General features: G+C 42.9%; 17 protein-coding genes. 5 read left to right on the forward strand and 12 right to left on the reverse strand.

Annotated elements, in window-relative coordinates; all coding sequences use genetic code 11:
* Positions 1 to 1,117: 1,117 nt before the first annotated feature.
* The 3 genes from SporoP8_RS02135 to SporoP8_RS02145 form a co-directional block, all read right to left on the reverse strand.
* Positions 1,118 to 1,477, reverse strand: coding sequence for a LapA family protein (locus SporoP8_RS02135; RefSeq protein WP_085130998.1), 360 nt, complete (start codon positions 1,475 to 1,477; stop codon positions 1,118 to 1,120).
* A 73-nt stretch (positions 1,478 to 1,550) separates the two neighbouring features.
* The gene (gene secDF / locus SporoP8_RS02140; protein ID WP_085130999.1) at positions 1,551 to 3,818 is read right to left on the reverse strand and encodes a protein translocase subunit SecDF; all 2,268 of its coding nucleotides are present in this window, start codon (positions 3,816 to 3,818) and stop codon (positions 1,551 to 1,553) included.
* 130 nt (positions 3,819 to 3,948) lie between these two features.
* Entirely contained in the window at positions 3,949 to 4,260 is a 312-nt protein-coding gene (locus SporoP8_RS02145) for a post-transcriptional regulator (RefSeq protein WP_158232423.1), read from the reverse strand.
* A gap of 131 nt (positions 4,261 to 4,391) precedes the next feature.
* Between SporoP8_RS02145 and SporoP8_RS02150 the strand changes: the two genes are divergently transcribed.
* A complete protein-coding gene (locus SporoP8_RS02150) occupies positions 4,392 to 5,909 on the forward strand; it encodes a putative polysaccharide biosynthesis protein (RefSeq protein ID WP_085131001.1) in 1,518 nt (505 codons plus the stop codon).
* On the opposite strand, the gene SporoP8_RS02155 is transcribed toward SporoP8_RS02150, so the two are convergent.
* The 7 genes from SporoP8_RS02155 to SporoP8_RS02185 form a co-directional block, all read right to left on the reverse strand.
* Positions 5,903 to 6,541 (reverse strand): DUF421 domain-containing protein, encoded by a 639-nt coding sequence (locus SporoP8_RS02155; RefSeq protein WP_085131002.1) that lies wholly within the window; start codon positions 6,539 to 6,541, stop codon positions 5,903 to 5,905. The genes SporoP8_RS02150 and SporoP8_RS02155 overlap by 7 nt on opposite strands.
* 108 nt (positions 6,542 to 6,649) lie before the next feature.
* The gene (gene yajC, locus SporoP8_RS02160) at positions 6,650 to 6,913 is read right to left on the reverse strand and encodes a preprotein translocase subunit YajC (protein ID WP_085133532.1); all 264 of its coding nucleotides are present in this window, start codon (positions 6,911 to 6,913) and stop codon (positions 6,650 to 6,652) included.
* 50 nt (positions 6,914 to 6,963) lie between these two features.
* On the reverse strand, positions 6,964 to 8,103 hold the full coding sequence (gene tgt, locus SporoP8_RS02165) for a tRNA guanosine(34) transglycosylase Tgt (protein WP_085131003.1): 1,140 nt from the start codon (positions 8,101 to 8,103) through the stop codon (positions 6,964 to 6,966).
* The gene (gene queA, locus SporoP8_RS02170) at positions 8,104 to 9,156 is read right to left on the reverse strand and encodes a tRNA preQ1(34) S-adenosylmethionine ribosyltransferase-isomerase QueA (protein ID WP_085131004.1); all 1,053 of its coding nucleotides are present in this window, start codon (positions 9,154 to 9,156) and stop codon (positions 8,104 to 8,106) included.
* A gap of 18 nt (positions 9,157 to 9,174) precedes the next feature.
* Complete coding sequence (ruvB, locus tag SporoP8_RS02175) at positions 9,175 to 10,173, reverse strand: Holliday junction branch migration DNA helicase RuvB (RefSeq protein ID WP_085131005.1); 999 nt, start codon at positions 10,171 to 10,173, stop codon at positions 9,175 to 9,177.
* Between the two features lie 19 nt (positions 10,174 to 10,192).
* Positions 10,193 to 10,798, reverse strand: a complete 606-nt coding sequence (gene ruvA, locus SporoP8_RS02180) for a Holliday junction branch migration protein RuvA (protein ID WP_085131006.1) — start codon at positions 10,796 to 10,798, stop codon at positions 10,193 to 10,195.
* 594 nt (positions 10,799 to 11,392) lie between these two features.
* Positions 11,393 to 11,959, reverse strand: coding sequence for an NADPH-dependent FMN reductase (locus SporoP8_RS02185; protein WP_085131007.1), 567 nt, complete (start codon positions 11,957 to 11,959; stop codon positions 11,393 to 11,395).
* A gap of 156 nt (positions 11,960 to 12,115) precedes the next feature.
* On the opposite strand from SporoP8_RS02185, the gene SporoP8_RS02190 reads away from it, so the two are divergent.
* Positions 12,116 to 12,739, forward strand: coding sequence for a hypothetical protein (locus SporoP8_RS02190; RefSeq protein WP_085131008.1), 624 nt, complete (start codon positions 12,116 to 12,118; stop codon positions 12,737 to 12,739).
* A gap of 332 nt (positions 12,740 to 13,071) precedes the next feature.
* Here SporoP8_RS02190 and SporoP8_RS16925 read toward each other — a convergent pair whose 3' ends face one another.
* Both SporoP8_RS16925 and SporoP8_RS16955 read right to left on the reverse strand, forming a co-directional pair.
* Positions 13,072 to 13,185, reverse strand: coding sequence for a DUF6366 family protein (locus tag SporoP8_RS16925; protein ID WP_420066732.1), 114 nt, complete (start codon positions 13,183 to 13,185; stop codon positions 13,072 to 13,074).
* 89 nt (positions 13,186 to 13,274) lie between these two features.
* A complete protein-coding gene (locus SporoP8_RS16955) occupies positions 13,275 to 13,361 on the reverse strand; it encodes a nucleotidyltransferase domain-containing protein (protein ID WP_085133533.1) in 87 nt (28 codons plus the stop codon).
* A 450-nt stretch (positions 13,362 to 13,811) separates the two neighbouring features.
* On the opposite strand from SporoP8_RS16955, the gene tatA reads away from it, so the two are divergent.
* The 3 genes from tatA to SporoP8_RS02215 all read left to right on the forward strand — a co-directional run bounded on the left by tatA (position 13,812) and on the right by SporoP8_RS02215 (position 16,692).
* Positions 13,812 to 14,012 carry a twin-arginine translocase TatA/TatE family subunit gene (gene tatA / locus SporoP8_RS02205; RefSeq protein ID WP_085131009.1) on the forward strand — a complete coding sequence of 67 codons (201 nt, stop codon included), beginning with the start codon at positions 13,812 to 13,814 and terminating at the stop codon, positions 14,010 to 14,012.
* Between the two features lie 74 nt (positions 14,013 to 14,086).
* On the forward strand, positions 14,087 to 14,926 hold the full coding sequence (locus SporoP8_RS02210; protein WP_085131010.1) for a gluconate 2-dehydrogenase subunit 3 family protein: 840 nt from the start codon (positions 14,087 to 14,089) through the stop codon (positions 14,924 to 14,926).
* Between the two features lie 17 nt (positions 14,927 to 14,943).
* Positions 14,944 to 16,692, forward strand: a complete 1,749-nt coding sequence (locus SporoP8_RS02215) for a GMC family oxidoreductase (protein WP_085131011.1) — start codon at positions 14,944 to 14,946, stop codon at positions 16,690 to 16,692.
* The last annotated feature ends 3 nt before the right edge of the window (positions 16,693 to 16,695 follow it).

The following is a 16,695-nucleotide window of genomic DNA, read 5'->3' on the forward strand; positions in this document are numbered from 1 at the left end:
AGCCAGCTGGCGATAGAGCTGCCAGTTGGCTCAGGGCCACGGCCTACCCCGCAGTTGTGCCTGTGCTACTTCGGGGTAATGAATTAGTTTGTGTTTCTAGCAAAGAGAAAAACAGTGACATTGTGATAGCTATCACTTGTTTCTTGCGAATGAAGTGCCCCGAAGATGCTAGCAAAACAAGGGACATCAGCTATTATGCAACCTTGAAACGCTTTTGGCAGAACTATTACCCCGCTGCCCATCTTGCTCACTTTTGTTGGGTACGTCGCTCGACTTATTTTTGGATTCTGAAGTTAGCGAGTGTTCACTTTCTGAACCCGCGCAGGCACGTGGGGGATTGCCTCCAGCCATGAGCCAGCTGGCGATAGGGCTGCCAGTTGTCTCATGGCCACGGCCTACCCCGCAGTTGTGCCTGCGCTACTTTGGGGAAATGAATTAGTTTGTGTTTCTAGCAAAAAGAAAACCAGTGACATGGTGATAGCTATCATGTATTTCTTGCTCACTTTTTGTTGGGGACGTGGCTCGACTGATTATCTGGTACTAAAATTAGCGAGTGTTCACTTTTTGGACCCGCGCAGGCACGTGGGGGATTGCCTACAGCCATGAGCCAGCTGGCGATAGAGCTGCCAGTTGTCTCAGGGCCACGGCCTACCCCGCAGTTGTGCCTGCGCTACCGTAGGGAAATGAATTAGTTCGTGTTTCTAGCAAAAAGAAAAACAGTGACATGGAGATAGCTATCACTTGTTTCTTGCGAATGAAGTGTCCTACACACTATCTAACGAAGGTGCCTGCTGTGGTAGGCGAAGTAAGGAGACAGAGACAGGCGCACTTCCTGTCTGTGGCTCCTTGCGAAAGCCATCCACCAGCGCCGTAGTGGGGACAATGAGCATTACACTTACATTGCCAGCAAAACCACAAACTCCTAACAGAACTACAATTCGACAAGCACTTAAGCACTAAATCGATTAAAAACAACTACCAGCACTGCCCTAAACACTTTCCAACGAAGGCCATCCCCTGCCACTTCTTACTTCCCAACTAAAAGCACATTAAAAGAAACAACAGCAAAAAAGCCGCAACAAGTCGCTAAGCACGACTCACTGCGGCAATTCACACGCTAATAAACTTCCCTCGGTGGAACAATCTCCGCCTCAACCAACGGCGCCTCCATCAACACATCGATCCGTTCTTCCATCTCTTGCATCTGCCTACGTTGCGCAGTCAATTCCTTCTCCTTCAAATGCATCTGCTTCTCCAACTCTTTGACACGTCGTCCACTTCTATACGACTTGTAAATAGCAAAGAAACCACTAATAATCGCACCAAGCAACGCTGACCCAAGAATAATTAATACAAGTGGAATCATCGTCGTACCAAAGAAATAATTAACCGGTACAGATTCTACATTAAATACAGCAAACAATGCGATGAACACAGCAAATAACAAACCAACTAGAACAGTCCATTGAAACTTCATGTGTTCCATTCCTCCATTCAAAAAAAGCAGGATATACCGAAGTATACCCTGCTTTCACTATAGTTCAAACGTATTACACAACAGGTTCGTCTGAGCCCCATTGTTTTTTCTCTTTATCTACTTTTATTCCGCCATTCTTCAAAATTTGCTTTCTCTTTAAGTCGAACCAAAGTTGAGCAGAGATGAAGATGGAAGAATACGTACCTGCAAGCAAGCCGATCAATAATGCGATCGAGAACGGTCGAATTGATTCTGCACCGAGTGCCATCAATGCCACTACGACGAAGACTACAGTCAGAACTGTGTTAACCGAACGGCCAAGCGTCTGTCGCAATGATTTATTGACAATCGTTGCCAATTCACCTTCTTCGCTAATATGCTTCGAGCGATTCAAGTTCTCACGTATTCTGTCAAAGGTGACGATCGTATCGTTGATGGAGTAACCGACAATCGTCAATACCGCCGCAATGAAAGTGATGTCTACTTCGAGTCGTAAAATACTGAAGACGGCTATCATGAAGAATGCGTCATGCAGTAAACCAATAATCGCCGCCAGACCCATGCGCCATTCAAAACGTAACGCTACGTAGATGATGATCCCAAGAGCCGCAACCGCAAGTGCATAAATCGCATTACGCACGAGCTCTTTACCTACCGTATTGGAAACTGTTGAAACGTTCGGCTCTGCACTGAATGTTTCAGATAACTCTTTTTTGATTTTGTTGACTTCTTCTTGTGAGAAGTCTTCTTTATATCGTGCAACCGCAATGTTCTTTTCATCGCCTGAAATGACGACGTCCGACGTTGGGTGGCCAATATCTTCAAGAAGTTTCGTTACTTCCGTCTCATCGAGCTGTTGTTCAGCTAGCATTTCCACACGTGTACCACCGGAGAAGTCGATTCCCAAGTTGAGCTTGAAGACACCTAGCATGATCGCACCGACAATTAACAAGACGATAGAAAGTGCATAGAAACGTCTTCTTGAATGAACGAAATCGAAACGATCGAATTTTGTTGTGAGATCTAGCGTTTCATAGCCTTCATCTGCTGAATGAAGATGTTTTTTGTTCAATCCGAACCAGCCAACTTTATTATCGAGGTATCCGCTGTGAACGAGTAGTCCAAGCAATAGACGAGATCCCCAAACGGCTGTTAGGAAACTGACCAAAATACTGATAATGAGCATCGTCGCGAAACCTTTAACTGAGCTTGTACCGAAAATGAACAATACAACTGCTGCAAGGAGTGTCGTGACGTTCGCATCGAGGATTGCGGTGAACGAAGACTTCGCTCCAGCCATAAAGGACGTTTTAACCGATCTTCCGACACGTAATTCTTCTTTGATCCGCTCATAAGTGATGATATTGGCATCGACTGCCATACCGACCCCGAGCATTAATGCTGCAATACCAGGTAGTGTCAACACACCATTGATTAATGTGAACACTAGCAATATTAAAAAGATATAAACAGATAGAGTGACAACTGCCACAATCCCTGGCAAACGGTAATAGAATGCCATAAAGATAAAGATTAAGCTGACACCGACAATTCCAGCAAATATCGTTTTATCTAGTGCTTGTTCACCAAACTGTGCACCGACAGAAGTCGAGTAAATTTCCTCTAAATCAACAGGTAATGCACCGGCGTTCAAAATACCAGCCAAGTTTTTCGTCTCTTCAATAGTGAAGTTACCTGAGATTTCGACATTTGAAGAGTTAATGGTGTTAGCAACATACGGAGCCGAGATAAATGCGGGTTCCGGTTTTGCAGCCTCTTCCGCAAAGGAATTTTCACCTTCAATGAAATCCAACCAAATAACTAGCACGTTGTTCGGCTTCATTGCTGCAATTTCAGATGTAACTTCTCCAAATTTATTTGGATCTTTCATTTCCAATGTAACAACAGGGTTGTTATTTTCATCGAAATTGGCTTTTGCTTTACCTGCTTTTAAATCATTCCCGTCAAGCATCAGTTCGTCATCCGCATTACGGAAAGAAAGATTGGCTTGAGTGGATAATAATTCGCGGGCAGTTTCCTGATCTTCTACCCCAGCAAGCTGAACTCGGATTCGGTTGTTTGATTCGATTTGAATGCTGGGTTCATTTACACCGAGCACGTCAATACGATTCGTCAATGCGCGGGCCGTATCGGCAACCGTCGACTCCGTAATCTTTTGTCCTTCTTTCAATGGTTTCACTTGGTAAAGAACCTCGAAACCACCTTGCAAATCAAGTCCTAGCTTGACATCTTTTAAAATGGGACTCGTCGTAGAAAATATCGTTGATGCCAAAATGACGATAAGCAGCAAAAACGCGACGATCCTTCCTCTGTTTTTCATATTTCCTTTTCCCCCTCATATACTAGAGCGGCATAGCACCTGTTATGTACTTTCTTCTCTCATTGTACAACATACCAATTATGAAACAGTAGGTTGTCCGTGTCAAATACTTCATGATAAGAATTGCAAATCAATCCATTTTTTTGGGCGAAAATAGCACAGACCATTCTTCTTTACTCAATTCCATCACTTCTTCACTGTTCCGTTGAGCTTCTGTTTGCGTATGGGTCATGAACTGTGCCGCAGTAATTGCCAAAACATCTGAAATCATTTCATACGAACGCATCGCAGAAATTTCTTTTTTCCGCCACTTCTTCTCCACCAAATAGTTCAGTAAATCTTCTTCCGTAATCTCCGAGTAGCCGTAAAACGTCAATTCTTGCTTTTTGCTTTCTAGTGCAGGGAGCAACTGTCTGTATAAGTCTGTCAACTGTTGATCCAATGCCACTTCCCCCCTCGTGAATAGTTCCGGAATAAACTTAATTATATCACATACACTTAACTATATTTGGGTTTTGCACAAGCATTCGTATTATATCCGAAAACGGGGCAAATCAGAAGGAGTGGTGTAGGGTGTCATCATTTATTCGGGGGACGATCTTTTTGATGGCGGCCGTGTTTTTATCAAAATTACTCGGCTTCGTCTATCGAATTCAATTTATGCGGGTTGCAGGAGAGGAAACAGTCGGGATCTATATGACCGCATACCCGGCGTTCGTCTTTTTCCTCTCGTTAGTACAGCTTGGCGTACCCATTGCGATTGCGAAGGTCATAGCGGAAATAAAAGCACAAGGCGGCACGGTACAATTACGACAAGTTATGAAAACCGCCACGTTTATCACCATTTTATCCGGTGCCGTTTTCATTCCAGCGTGTATTCTGTTCATCCCTTTTTTAGCGGAGACGTTACTCGGTAACAGCGCAACATCCACTGCCTTATATGTAGCCCTCGCCATCGTACCTATCGCCTCAATTGGCGGATTAATCAGAGGGTACTTCCAAGGGATTTCACGTATTGAAGAAACGGCATGGGCACAAGTCATCGAGCAAATCTTCCGTATTTTATTGATCACTTGGATGCTGCCGTACATTCTGGCTCCGGAAGATCCGATGATGAATGCAGCGTATGCTATGGCTGTCACATTCCTCGCTGAAGTTGTATCAGTTCTCTATCTTCTATACAAATACCGGCAGCAACAAAAGAAAGAACCGAAACCACAGAAAAAACAACCGCGATATCCGATGGAGCCCATCCTTGAGGTTGCACTTCCTTCGTCAGGCAGTCGTTTATTTGGGACCTTCACTTGGTTCCTCGAGCCCATCATCTTTTTACGCGCCCTCTCCATGGCAGGCGTTGGAACGGTAGCGGCGACATCATTGTATGGAGTAATTTCTGGTGTGCTTATTCCGTTATTATTGTTTCCCGCATTCATTCCGTATGCATTATCCGTCGTGCTCGTCCCAGCGGTCAGTGGTGCAGCGGCTTCTAGCAACGTCAAAAAGTTGCAAGAACGCATTCATTTAGCATTGCGTTTATCCGCTTTAACGGGTGCATTTGCGGCTACTGTATTTTATATGCACGGGCAAGCACTTGCAGAAAAGCTGTTTCACATTGTAGATGGCGGCAGCTATATGACATTGCTTGCGCCCATCTTCTTCTTTTATTATATACAAAGTCCACTCTATTCGATTTTGCAAGCGACAGGCGATGCGAAAGCCGGCATGATGAACTCGGTCTACGGAGGGGTCGCAAAACTTGCGGTGATGTTCATCTTGGCTTCGCAACCAGGACTTCAAGAAACTGGCGCGGTTCTCGCAATCGGCTTCGGTGTACTCGTGACATCTTTCTTGCATATTGCCACGCTACGGCAAAACAAATCGACCGCCACAGGGTTTTCGATGTTCGCTATGACCTATATCGTATTCTTGCTGACCGTCGTCATCCGTCCGATTTTCATTCCTATCGGCTCGCATCATCTATTTGTCGAATGCGCCATTACGTCCGGCGTGCTGTTCGCTTTATTATTACTGACCAGACAAATCAAAACGCAGGACTTTGTCATGCTACGTAATTTAGTTAAACGCTATTGATCTTGTGTCAGTTGGACTCTTATTTCACCTTGTTCATACGAGCAATAGAAAATCTTGCTCAAATCGGTGATGTTTTTAGCACGTAACTCCTGTAGCAACCAATCTTCCGTCTTGCCAATCAACTTTAGATGCTCCGGTTGAATATCGCCGTCAAGCACTAGTCCGACAATCGGTAAGTCACCGTCTTTTGTGAATACAGATAAATTCCCGGAAGATTCGAGATACGCAAACGTCACATTATGGATTGACCCGACTTGATTCTCCCGTAATTGTTGAAACAAGTCGTCGAGATTATAACGTTGTTTACGCATTTCATGTTGTTGGATTTCTCCATGTTTAATAATCAACGTCGGATCTCCATCGACTAGGTCACGAAACTTCTTACTCTTCAATGAAATCATCGACGAAATATATTGAATGACCAGCAAAATAAGTATAGGAAGGATCCCTTTGATAATGGGTTTGTCGGGAGATTCTACAATCATCGCAGCTACTTCCGCCATAATAATGAAAACGACGACATCAATAACGCCCAATTCACCAACTTCTCGCTTTCCCATAATACGCAATATCACAAGAAGAAAAACATATAAAAATACCGTACGTAATCCGATGATGAGTAACTCGTGCACAGCATATCTGCCTCCTTCACACCTAGTGTGCCGGCAGATCTTTTTTCTATACGTGACAAAACAAAAAAGCGGCAATCTATGGATATACCACTAGATAACCGCTTTTTATTATGACGCTGTTACGACTCTGCCTACTGCTTGCTTGTCAAAACGCAAAACTGTAGTGTCAGATACACGTAAGAAAATAGACGTTTCATCTACTGCATCCACTGTTCCGTGAATACCGCCGATTGTAACCACTTCGTCTCCACGCTTTAAACTAGATTGCATCTCTTTCGCTGCCTTCTGTCTCTTTTGAGCAGGACGAATGAGTAAAAACCACATTATAGCTACCATGATTACTAGTGTGAAAATACCACCGTATTGTTCCATCATTATATATTTTCCCCCTTCCTGAAGCATCATTTTTTATTATACAAGATTTAAAAGTTTTTTGCATTCGGTTTATTAAAGCCGTATTGCTCAAAAAACTCTTCACGAAAATCACCGAGACGATCTTCACGTATGGCCTGACGTACTTGCTCCATTAAGTTAAGCAAAAAGTGCAGGTTATGATAAGACGTCAAACGTATACCAAAAGTTTCCCCCGCACGAATTAAATGTCGAATATATGCACGACTATAGTTTTTGCACGCATAACAATCACAGTTCGGATCCAGTGGACCAAAATCTCTTTCGTACTTCGCATTTTTGACAACTACGCGACCTTCACTTGTCATCAACGTACCATTACGTGCAATACGCGTCGGCAAGACACAGTCGAACATATCGATTCCGCGGATTGCACCGTCTATCAAGGAGTCTGGAGATCCAACACCCATCAAATAACGTGGCTTATCTTGCGGAAGTAAAGGTGTCGTGAACTCCAACACATTATTCATAATATCTTTCGGTTCTCCGACTGACAATCCACCGATTGCGTAGCCTGGGAAATCCATGGATACTAAATCACGTGCACTTTGCTTACGAAGATCTTCAAACTCTCCACCTTGTACGATACCAAATAATCCTTGATCTAAAGGACGCCCGTGCGCTTCTAGACAACGTTCTGCCCATCGTGACGTACGCTCAACACTTGCTTTCATGTACTCATGCGTCGCAGGAAATGGAGGACATTCGTCAAATGCCATCATAATATCGGCTCCAAGATCGTTTTGGATTTCCATCGCTTTTTCCGGACTCAAAAACAGCTTATCTCCATTGATATGATTACGGAAATGAACGCCTTCTTCTTTAATATCACGGAATTTACTAAGTGAAAACACTTGGAAGCCGCCTGAATCAGTCAAAATGGGGCGATCCCAGTTCATGAACTTATGTAATCCGCCCGCTTCTTTAACGATTTCATTACCTGGACGCAACCATAAATGATACGTGTTACTTAAAATAATGCCTGCACCCATTGCCTTCAATTCTTCCGGAGCCATTGTTTTGACCGTAGCTTGTGTTCCGACTGGCATGAAAGCAGGTGTTTCAAATGAACCGTGTGGCGTATGGACAATTCCAAGTCGCGCACCCGTTTGTTTACATGTTTTGATGTGTTCGTACGTAATAGCTGCCAATTAATCTCGTTCCTTTCTTGTAGCAGGGCGGATGAACATCGCGTCCCCAAAACTGAAAAAGCGATACTGCTCTTTCACTGCTTCGTTATATGCATGCATAACCTGATCGCGTCCAGCAAATGCGGATAACAGCATCAATAGCGTGGATTTCGGCAAGTGGAAATTCGTCACGAGGCCGTCAATCGCCTTGAACTCATACCCTGGATAAATAAAAATTGAAGTCCAACCGCTTGCCGCGACTACTTCTCCATTATTCTCTGAAGCAATGGTCTCAAGCGTCCGAGTAGATGTCGTACCGACCGCTACTACATTGCCGCCACTAGCCTTTGTCTCCCGAATAAGTGCCGCCGTTTCTTCTGTCATAACATAATATTCTGCATGCATTGTGTGGTCTTCAATTGAATCCACACTAACAGGACGAAATGTACCGAGTCCCACATGCAACGTAATGAAAGCGATCTGAACACCTTTTTCACGCAGTGCATCCAAGATTTCATCCGTAAAATGCAAGCCTGCTGTAGGTGCCGCCGCAGAGCCGCGCTCTTTTGCGAAAACCGTTTGATAGCGCGACTGATCTTCTAATGTTTCCGTAATATATGGTGGTAACGGCATCTGTCCAAGTTGATCGAGCAACTCATAGAAAATACCATCATAACTAAATTTGAACTCACGCCCACCTTGCTCGCCAAGTGCTGTACATTCAGCCTGCAACAAGCCGTCGCCAAACGTCACGACCGTCCCCACTTTTATACGTTTCGAAGGCTTGACCAGTGTTTCCCAGCGGTCATCACCTGTTTCTTTTAACAACAACACTTCAATCGTCGCGCCAGTTTCTTCTTTCGTCCCGATCAAACGCGCCGGTAATACTTTTGTATCGTTTAACACTAGCAAATCCCCAGATTCTAGTTCATCCACTAAATCACGAAAATACTTATGTGTCACGATACCGTTATCGCGTCCCATGACGAGTAAACGGCTCGCCGTGCGATCCAAAAGTGGTGTTTGGGCAATTAAATGTTCCGGTAAATCAAAATCAAAGTCTTCTACTTCCATCATGCTAACTCCTATCTGTCATTCAGGAAGCGGATAGCCGAAATGCTCGTAAGCCTTTTCCGTTGCCATCCGACCTCTTGATGTACGTTGAATAAATCCCATTTGTAATAAATACGGCTCATAGACGTCTTCGATTGTCACTGACTCTTCGCCAATACTTGCAGCGAGTGTATCGATACCAACTGGACCGCCACGGAATCGTTCGATCATGCTATGGAGCAACTGATGGTCGATTTGATCGAGTCCATGGTGATCCACTTGCAGCATATCAAGCGCTTCTTGTGCAATCGAAAGCGTAATGACTCCATTGCCGCGTACTTGTGCGTAATCGCGCACTCTTCGCAGTAAACGATTTGCAATACGCGGAGTTCCACGAGAGCGTTTTGCCAGTTCCATAGCTGCCTGCGGATCGATGTGCACGTCAAACAAATTTGCACTTCGAATGACAATCTCTGTCAATGATTCCACTTCATAATATTCCAGTCGAAGCGGTACACCGAAGCGGTCACGAAGTGGTGCAGACAATGCCCCTGCACGCGTTGTCGCGCCGATCAATGTGAAAGGCGGCAAATCCAGTCGCACAGAACGCGCAGTCGGACCTTTTCCGACCATAATATCGAGACAAAAATCCTCCATCGCCGGATACAGCACTTCTTCAATCGCTCGGTTTAGTCGGTGGATTTCATCGATGAATAAAACATCGCCCGGCTCCAATGAAGATACCACTGCCGCCAAGTCACCCGGACGTTCAATTGCAGGACCGCTCGTCATGCGGACATTGACACCCATTTCATTGCCTATGACCGTAGCGAGCGTCGTCTTTCCAAGCCCAGGAGGACCATACAGCAAAACATGATCCAAGCTTTCTTCCCGTTTCTTTGCCGCCTCGATAAAAATCGATAAATTATCTTTTGCTTGCTGCTGACCGATATATTGTTGCAATAATTGCGGGCGTAATGATTGTTCAAAACTATCATCAAAATCAGTCGCTTCATTCGTCAGTATGCGTTCATCCATTGGAACCACCTCCATCGTATTAGCCTTGTTTCAAAAGTAATTTTAACGCCAGTCGCATATAGCCTTCTGTATCGAGTTCTTCTTTCTCGAGTTTCGGCTTCACTTTCTTCAGTTCGCGATCAGAATAACCAAGCGCAGTCAACGCTAGCATTGCTTCATCGAGCTCATCACTTTCAGTAAGTGTCAATAGCGTGTCTTCGGAATCCGGCAAATCAATTTCCGTAAATAGATCATGAAGTTTGCCTTTTAAATCCAAAATCATCTGACGCGCTGTCTTCTTGCCGACACCCGGAAATTGCACAAGGAATGCTTCATCTTCACGCTCAATCGCACTCACTACTTGAGAAGGCAAGCCGTTCGCAAGAATTGCGAGCGCGCCTTTAGGACCGATTCCCGAAACGGTAATCAGTTTACGGAACAGTTCACGTTGTTCCAGCGTCTTGAAGCCGATCAATAACTGCGTATCTTCACGCACATGCAAATACGTGAACACTTGCTGCACCTCGTCGGTTACGTGGAACGCAAATGGATTCGGCGTCATAACTTGCCAACCGATTCCCGATTGCTCCAGCACAACATATTCTGGTGTCACACGTGTCACATGGCCTTTTATGTAATCGTACAAAATATTCTCCCCCTAAAGTATACCTGCTATTATAGCATACGAACGGGTTTTCTACTTGTACGACCTTCGAAAATTTGCATAAATAAAGTGGGTATGTATTTTAAGTAATGTAAGTTCAAAAGCGAATACTTTGAAGTGGTGAGAGAATTTGTGAGTGTGATGGGATGGAAGCTCCAGTTGGGGACGCTTTCCTGAGGGCGTGGCCCGAGCCGCTTCCATCCTACGTGGATAGTTGTGTTACTTAGGTCAGTCACTGTGGTTAGTGTGTGAATTATTGTAATGTCTCAATTTATATAGATTCAAGTACTAAAGTTCAAAACCTATTACAACACTTATTTCATTGCACAACGAAAAGTATTTACCACTTACATTGCAAGGGTTTGGCGCGTAGGATAGGCGACTCCCAGAGGATCAGCTCGACAGTTGGCTCACCGCGGGCCCCCTAGGAAAGCGTCCACTCCGAAGCACCAATCCCCATCCCCAACACCTCTGCCAGCCTTTTGTTTTCTTATCGCATACTATTTCGCATCAAAAAAGAGCTGTCCAAGTCGTCATTTAAAATAATGACGACTTGGACAGCAACATTCATCCTACTTATGCGTGTGCGATTACTTGTTGTTTCTTATGGAATGCGATGAAATTTTGTACTACAGTATCAAGGAATGCGATTGTAGCTTCATCTGTAATATTTCCTTCTTCATCCATTTTTGTGTGAACAGCACCGATATATACTTCGTTGCCCGGCAACAAGTTTGGCGCTAGTGCCGGGTTAGAAAGAATTTCGCGTAAGTGGATCTGTGCTCTCACTGAACCGAAAACTCCCATTGATGATCCAACAATAAAGCCTGTTTTGCCGTGCAACGTAAAGTCCCCGCCACGTGACAACCAATCCAACGCATTTTTCATTGCGCCCGGAATAGAGAAGTTATATTCAGGTGTCGCGAACATCACTGCGTCTGAATCTTTGACATCAGCTTTAAATGTTTGTACGGCTACAGGTGGTTCGCTTTCAATATCAATAGAGAACATTTCTAAGTCATTAATGAGAACCGGTGTAATTTCCAATTCCTCTTTATAACGCTCAGCCATAAATTGTACTAACTTTAAATTGTATGAAGTGGAACTTGTACTTCCGATTACCGCTTTGACTTTAATTGTCATAATGAAAATCTCCCTTGTATTTAATATCTGCAGGTTTTATCATAGCGCTTGCCTATTTTTATTTCTAATAATTTGCTTAGCTTGTGAAACCTTGAACGTCGTTTAAACGTATATATATAAAGAAGTTCTGAGGCCCATTCTAAAGGAGGTTGTCATATGCAAAAAATCATATACGCAAGCTTTGCTATGTCACTGCTACTTGTCGGTTGTAATTCAGAAGCCGAAAAACCTACTAAAGAAGTGAAGCCATCCGCTGAAACACCTGTTGACACAGCGCCTGAAATACCTACTGCGTTGCCTGACCGCGAACCAACGATGGATGTTGTTCTATCTGTTGAAGGTGAAGACTCCACTATCACAATGGACCTCGTCGAAGGCAGCAATGCCGTGTACTCGCTGTACATCGATCCAGCATACTATACGTTTGAAAACGGTGAGAAAGAAGACAAGCTCAGTCCTATTGTCGCAATCCCTACTGATTATCCTGAGGTGAATATGACATTTCTATACGTCGAAGATCAAACGCCAGAAAGTGTAAAGGAAGATATGAAACAGGAATACAGTATGCCGCTTGAGGAAAAGACTATTTCCACACCAGTAAACGCCCTTTCTTTGCATGGAACTGCAGGAAAAGAACCGGATAGCGAAGTCGTGACGATCTATATGATGGAAGTAGATGGTGGGACATTGCTCATAAAAGAGAACTACTTCCTAGAAGCACAAGAAGGTCATGGTGCACGATTTGAACAAATGTTGGAGACGCTAGAAGTGCGTAAATAGTAAAAAGCAGGTGATGGAATTTTTGACCTCTGTAATTGATTAGTACACATGAAAGCTACTACCTAAATAGTCTTCATTTCACCATAGAACGAAGACTTTTTAGGTAGTTTAGTTGACAGCAAAATGAATTAGCTTTTAAATATACTATTTATCAACCCACTCTTCAAGGATACATAGAAAACGTTTTCTGCCCGATCACAAAATTCAACTTCTTTTATCGAGACAATCTAGCTTCAGCAATACCAACTCTACTCGCGAAAGCTCTTTCATGAAGGTTTTCTCTCCGATGAACTACATGAGTGCTATACAAACCATTCGTTAAAAGCACCCGATTAGCGAATGAAAATAGCATATATAATAGAGCCTATTATTAATAAAAGAATCAACAGACCAGTACCTTTCCAACTTAAGTCACCTACTAAATCAGAAAGTACGCTTCCATGCATACTGCTAGCTGGATGCTTTCACTCCTTCTGCCTTATCCTTTCACGTCTTTCTTCAGGAGTTTCATTATCTTTACTCATTTTATCACTCCTTATATTTCTTTATTACTGAGATATGCCAGATCCCTATCACTATCTACATGGGTCGTTCCTTCCGTATATGAACCGAATAATGTGATGAAAGCCGGATTGAACTTCTATGCACTATTATTAACTAAAAGATTTCTCACTTCATCTCTATACATCCTCATTACCTTCCTTAGAAGAAAACTTCAAATCGATACATCATTTCACCCTATGTTTGATCGCTCATACTAATCATGATAGTCATGACCATTGTATTGGTGAAAATTCACAGTTCGGATTAGTAATTCGTCGTCTGTAACGTTGCGACTACACCGGACTCTATGCCCATTTCGAAATGTTCCCATTATAGCATTTAGTACGATTATTTAATCTATTCATATAATAAATTTGTCTAAAAAAGGTTAGTAAAATTACTTTGCATTTTTTGTCGAATAACACTATCATATATGAGGGCCAGAATTCCCTTACGAATTTAGCAGACTAGCTAGAGCTCTACCAATACATTGTAGATATGTAAAGTTAATGTAAAAGGAGGGAGTTATTTGAGTTTAGCATCGATCGGTGTACCAGGATTAATAATTATATTAGTAATTATTTTAATTTTATTTGGACCACGAAAATTGCCTGAAATTGGTTCCGCTGTCGGGAAAACGTTAGCAGAATTTAAAAAGGCAACAAAAGACATTTTAGAAGACGACAAAGACAAGAAAACTGAAATAGAAAAGTCTGAGTCAATAAAGTAAGTAGACGGTGCGATTACACTTGCCTCGGCAAAAGTCGCCACATTTCATGACAAATGTGAAGGAGGAACTAAACTATGACAAATAATAAAAATCCCAATCAAGATACTCAAGATTTAAGTCGAAGAAAGTTTTTGAAGAGTGGCGGTCTTGTCGCTGGTGGACTTTTAGGTGGCTCTCTCTTTGGTGGTTTGCTAACGAATCAGTTCCAAAAAGGTACAAAGGAAGAAGCAACACCACAAGCGAGTAAACAAGTTACGTTTGATGCGCGTACGTTTTTCAGTCGAAATGAAGACTTTGCGTTGCTATCTGCTGCAACTGAAAGAATTTACCCAGAGAATAAAAATGGAATGGGTGCAATCGAACTAGGTGTGCCGTATTTCATTGACCGTCAATGTGCAAGTAACTGGGGAAGAAATGCGAATGATTATATGCATGGTCCTTTCCCATCGATTGTAAAAACTGACGTTTATCAAGAAGAAAAACGACAAAATAACGAAGTGATTACATCGTCTTCCGTTGTGAAAATACCAGCTGGAACGGCTAACTATCAAACAAAAATGACAAGAGGTACATTTTTCCTTGAAGGCATTAACGCAATGGAGCAAACCGCACAAGATAAATTTGATGATCGATTTGTTAATCTAGAACCTGAACAGCAAGATGAAATTTTACAAATGTTTGAAAAAGGTGAAGTGAAGTTCAGTGGAGTAGATTCCTCAGATTTCTTTAAGTTGTTACGAAAAACAACGATCGAAGGCGTCTATGCAGATCCTGTTTACGGTGGAAATCGTAATATGGAAGCTTGGAGAATGAAAGAATACCCTGGGCCAATCATGAGCTTTTTAGATAAAATCGAAGAAGAAGAGTTTATTGTAATGGAGCCTTCAAGTTTACGTAATTACCAAGGGCTTTAATTTAGGAGGACGTATAAATGGCTAAAAAATTAGAAAAAGTAGACGTTGTAGTCGTTGGTAGTGGTTGGGCTGGCGGAATTGTTTCAGCTGAACTTTCCAAAGCAGGCTATAAAGTCGTAATGTTGGAACGTGGTAAAGATCAAACACGTTCAGATTTTATAGGTGTTAAAGATGAACTACGTTATACAAACAGACATGAAATGATTGAAAAATTAACAGGCGATACGATTACATCTCGTGTTTCGATCGGCGATGCTGCATTACCTGTACGTTTACAAAAAGATATGAATACGGGGACAGACCTTGGTGGCGGAAGTATGCACTGGGCAGGTTCCGTATACCGCTGGCGTTCTTATGACTTCGAAATTCGTTCGAAAACAATTGAACGTTACGGAGAAGGTAAAATTCCAGAAGGGATGCAAATCCGTGACTGGGGAATTACTTATGATGAATTAGAGCCTTATTATGCTAAATGGGAACAAACGGCTGGGATTTCAGGAGAACCAGATCCACTTGGGGACAAGAGATCAAATGAATATCCAAACCCGCCAATGTTAGCTTCACCTGCGATTAAACTTTTCAAAGAATCTGCAAAAGAAATCGGTTTACACCCGTATCAAATGGCTTCTGGAAACATGTCGCAAACGTATACGAATCCTGATGGTGAAACATTGAACCAATGTATGTTCTGTTCATTCTGTACAATGTACGGCTGTGACTTCGGTTCAAAATCAGATCCTCTTGCAACAGTTATCCCAACTGCACGAAAAACAGGTAACTGTGAAATCAGAACCAATTCACTCGTACGAAGAGTTATACACAAAGACGGTAAAGCGACGGGCGTTTTATATACGGATACAAGAACTGGTCAAGAATTTGAACAACCAGCTGATGTTGTCGTTCTTGCGGCATTCACATTCTCAAATAACCGCTTACTGATGTTATCGGACATTGGTGAAATCTATAACCCTGAGACTAGAAAAGGAACGATTGGCCGTAACTTCACGGGACAATTCAACAGTACTTTCCTAGGGGCTACAGGATTCTTTAATGACAAGAAATTCAACTACTATATGGGTGCTGGTGGATTGGGTGGCGCTGTAAGTGATTATGACGCTGACCTATTTGACCACACGGATTTAGACTTCATTCATGGTGGCGGAATCGAACTTCGTCAATACGGAGATGCGGCGATTAAGAATAACTTTGTCCCTAAAGGTACACCAACATGGGGTGAAGAGTTTAAAGAGAAATCTCTATTCTACGCTTTCCGTACATTAACGGTTTGGTACTCGGCAGCAGTTATGCCTTGGTGGCACAACTTCATGGACTTAGATCCTACTTATAAAGATGAGTTCGGAGATCCATTATTACGTATTACAAACAAACTAACAGAACAAGATAAGAACATTGCGAAATTCGGTATTGAAAAATGTACTGAAATCGTTGAAGCAATGGGCGCGGATATTATTGATCAAGACGAATTACCAGATCAATTTGACCACGCTTACGAAGGTATGCACTATATTGGCGGCGTAGCGATGGGTGAAGACCCAGAAACGTCTGCAGTAAATAACTACTTACAACTGTGGGAAATGGAAAACTTATTCGTCGTTGGCGGATCTGCACTACCTCACTTTAGTAGTCACCACCCTACACCAACAATCGGTGCCCTTTCATACCGTGCAGCTGAAGGTATTGAAAAATACTTAAAAGAAAGTGGCGGTCTCTTAACGAAACCAAAATCTTCTAGCGTCAAAGCATAATAT

The sequence above is a fragment of the Sporosarcina ureae genome (assembly GCF_002101375.1).
GTDB classification, from domain to species: Bacteria; Bacillota; Bacilli; order Bacillales_A; family Planococcaceae; genus Sporosarcina; species Sporosarcina ureae_B.

Coding starts and splice junctions, on each gene's coding strand:
- SporoP8_RS02135 (WP_085130998.1), bottom strand. CDS start 1,477: ATGAAGTTTCAATGGACTGTTCTAGTTGGTTTGTTATTTGCTGTGTTC.
- secDF (WP_085130999.1), bottom strand. CDS start 3,818: ATGAAAAACAGAGGAAGGATCGTCGCGTTTTTGCTGCTTATCGTCATT.
- yajC (WP_085133532.1), bottom strand. CDS start 6,913: ATGGAACAATACGGTGGTATTTTCACACTAGTAATCATGGTAGCTATA.
- queA (WP_085131004.1), bottom strand. CDS start 9,156: ATGGAAGTAGAAGACTTTGATTTTGATTTACCGGAACATTTAATTGCC.
- ruvB (WP_085131005.1), bottom strand. CDS start 10,173: ATGGATGAACGCATACTGACGAATGAAGCGACTGATTTTGATGATAGT.
- SporoP8_RS02185 (WP_085131007.1), bottom strand. CDS start 11,959: ATGACAATTAAAGTCAAAGCGGTAATCGGAAGTACAAGTTCCACTTCA.
- SporoP8_RS02190 (WP_085131008.1), top strand. CDS start 12,116: ATGCAAAAAATCATATACGCAAGCTTTGCTATGTCACTGCTACTTGTC.
- SporoP8_RS16925 (WP_420066732.1), bottom strand. CDS start 13,185: ATGCATGGAAGCGTACTTTCTGATTTAGTAGGTGACTTAAGTTGGAAA.
- SporoP8_RS02210 (WP_085131010.1), top strand. CDS start 14,087: ATGACAAATAATAAAAATCCCAATCAAGATACTCAAGATTTAAGTCGA.
- SporoP8_RS02215 (WP_085131011.1), top strand. CDS start 14,944: ATGGCTAAAAAATTAGAAAAAGTAGACGTTGTAGTCGTTGGTAGTGGT.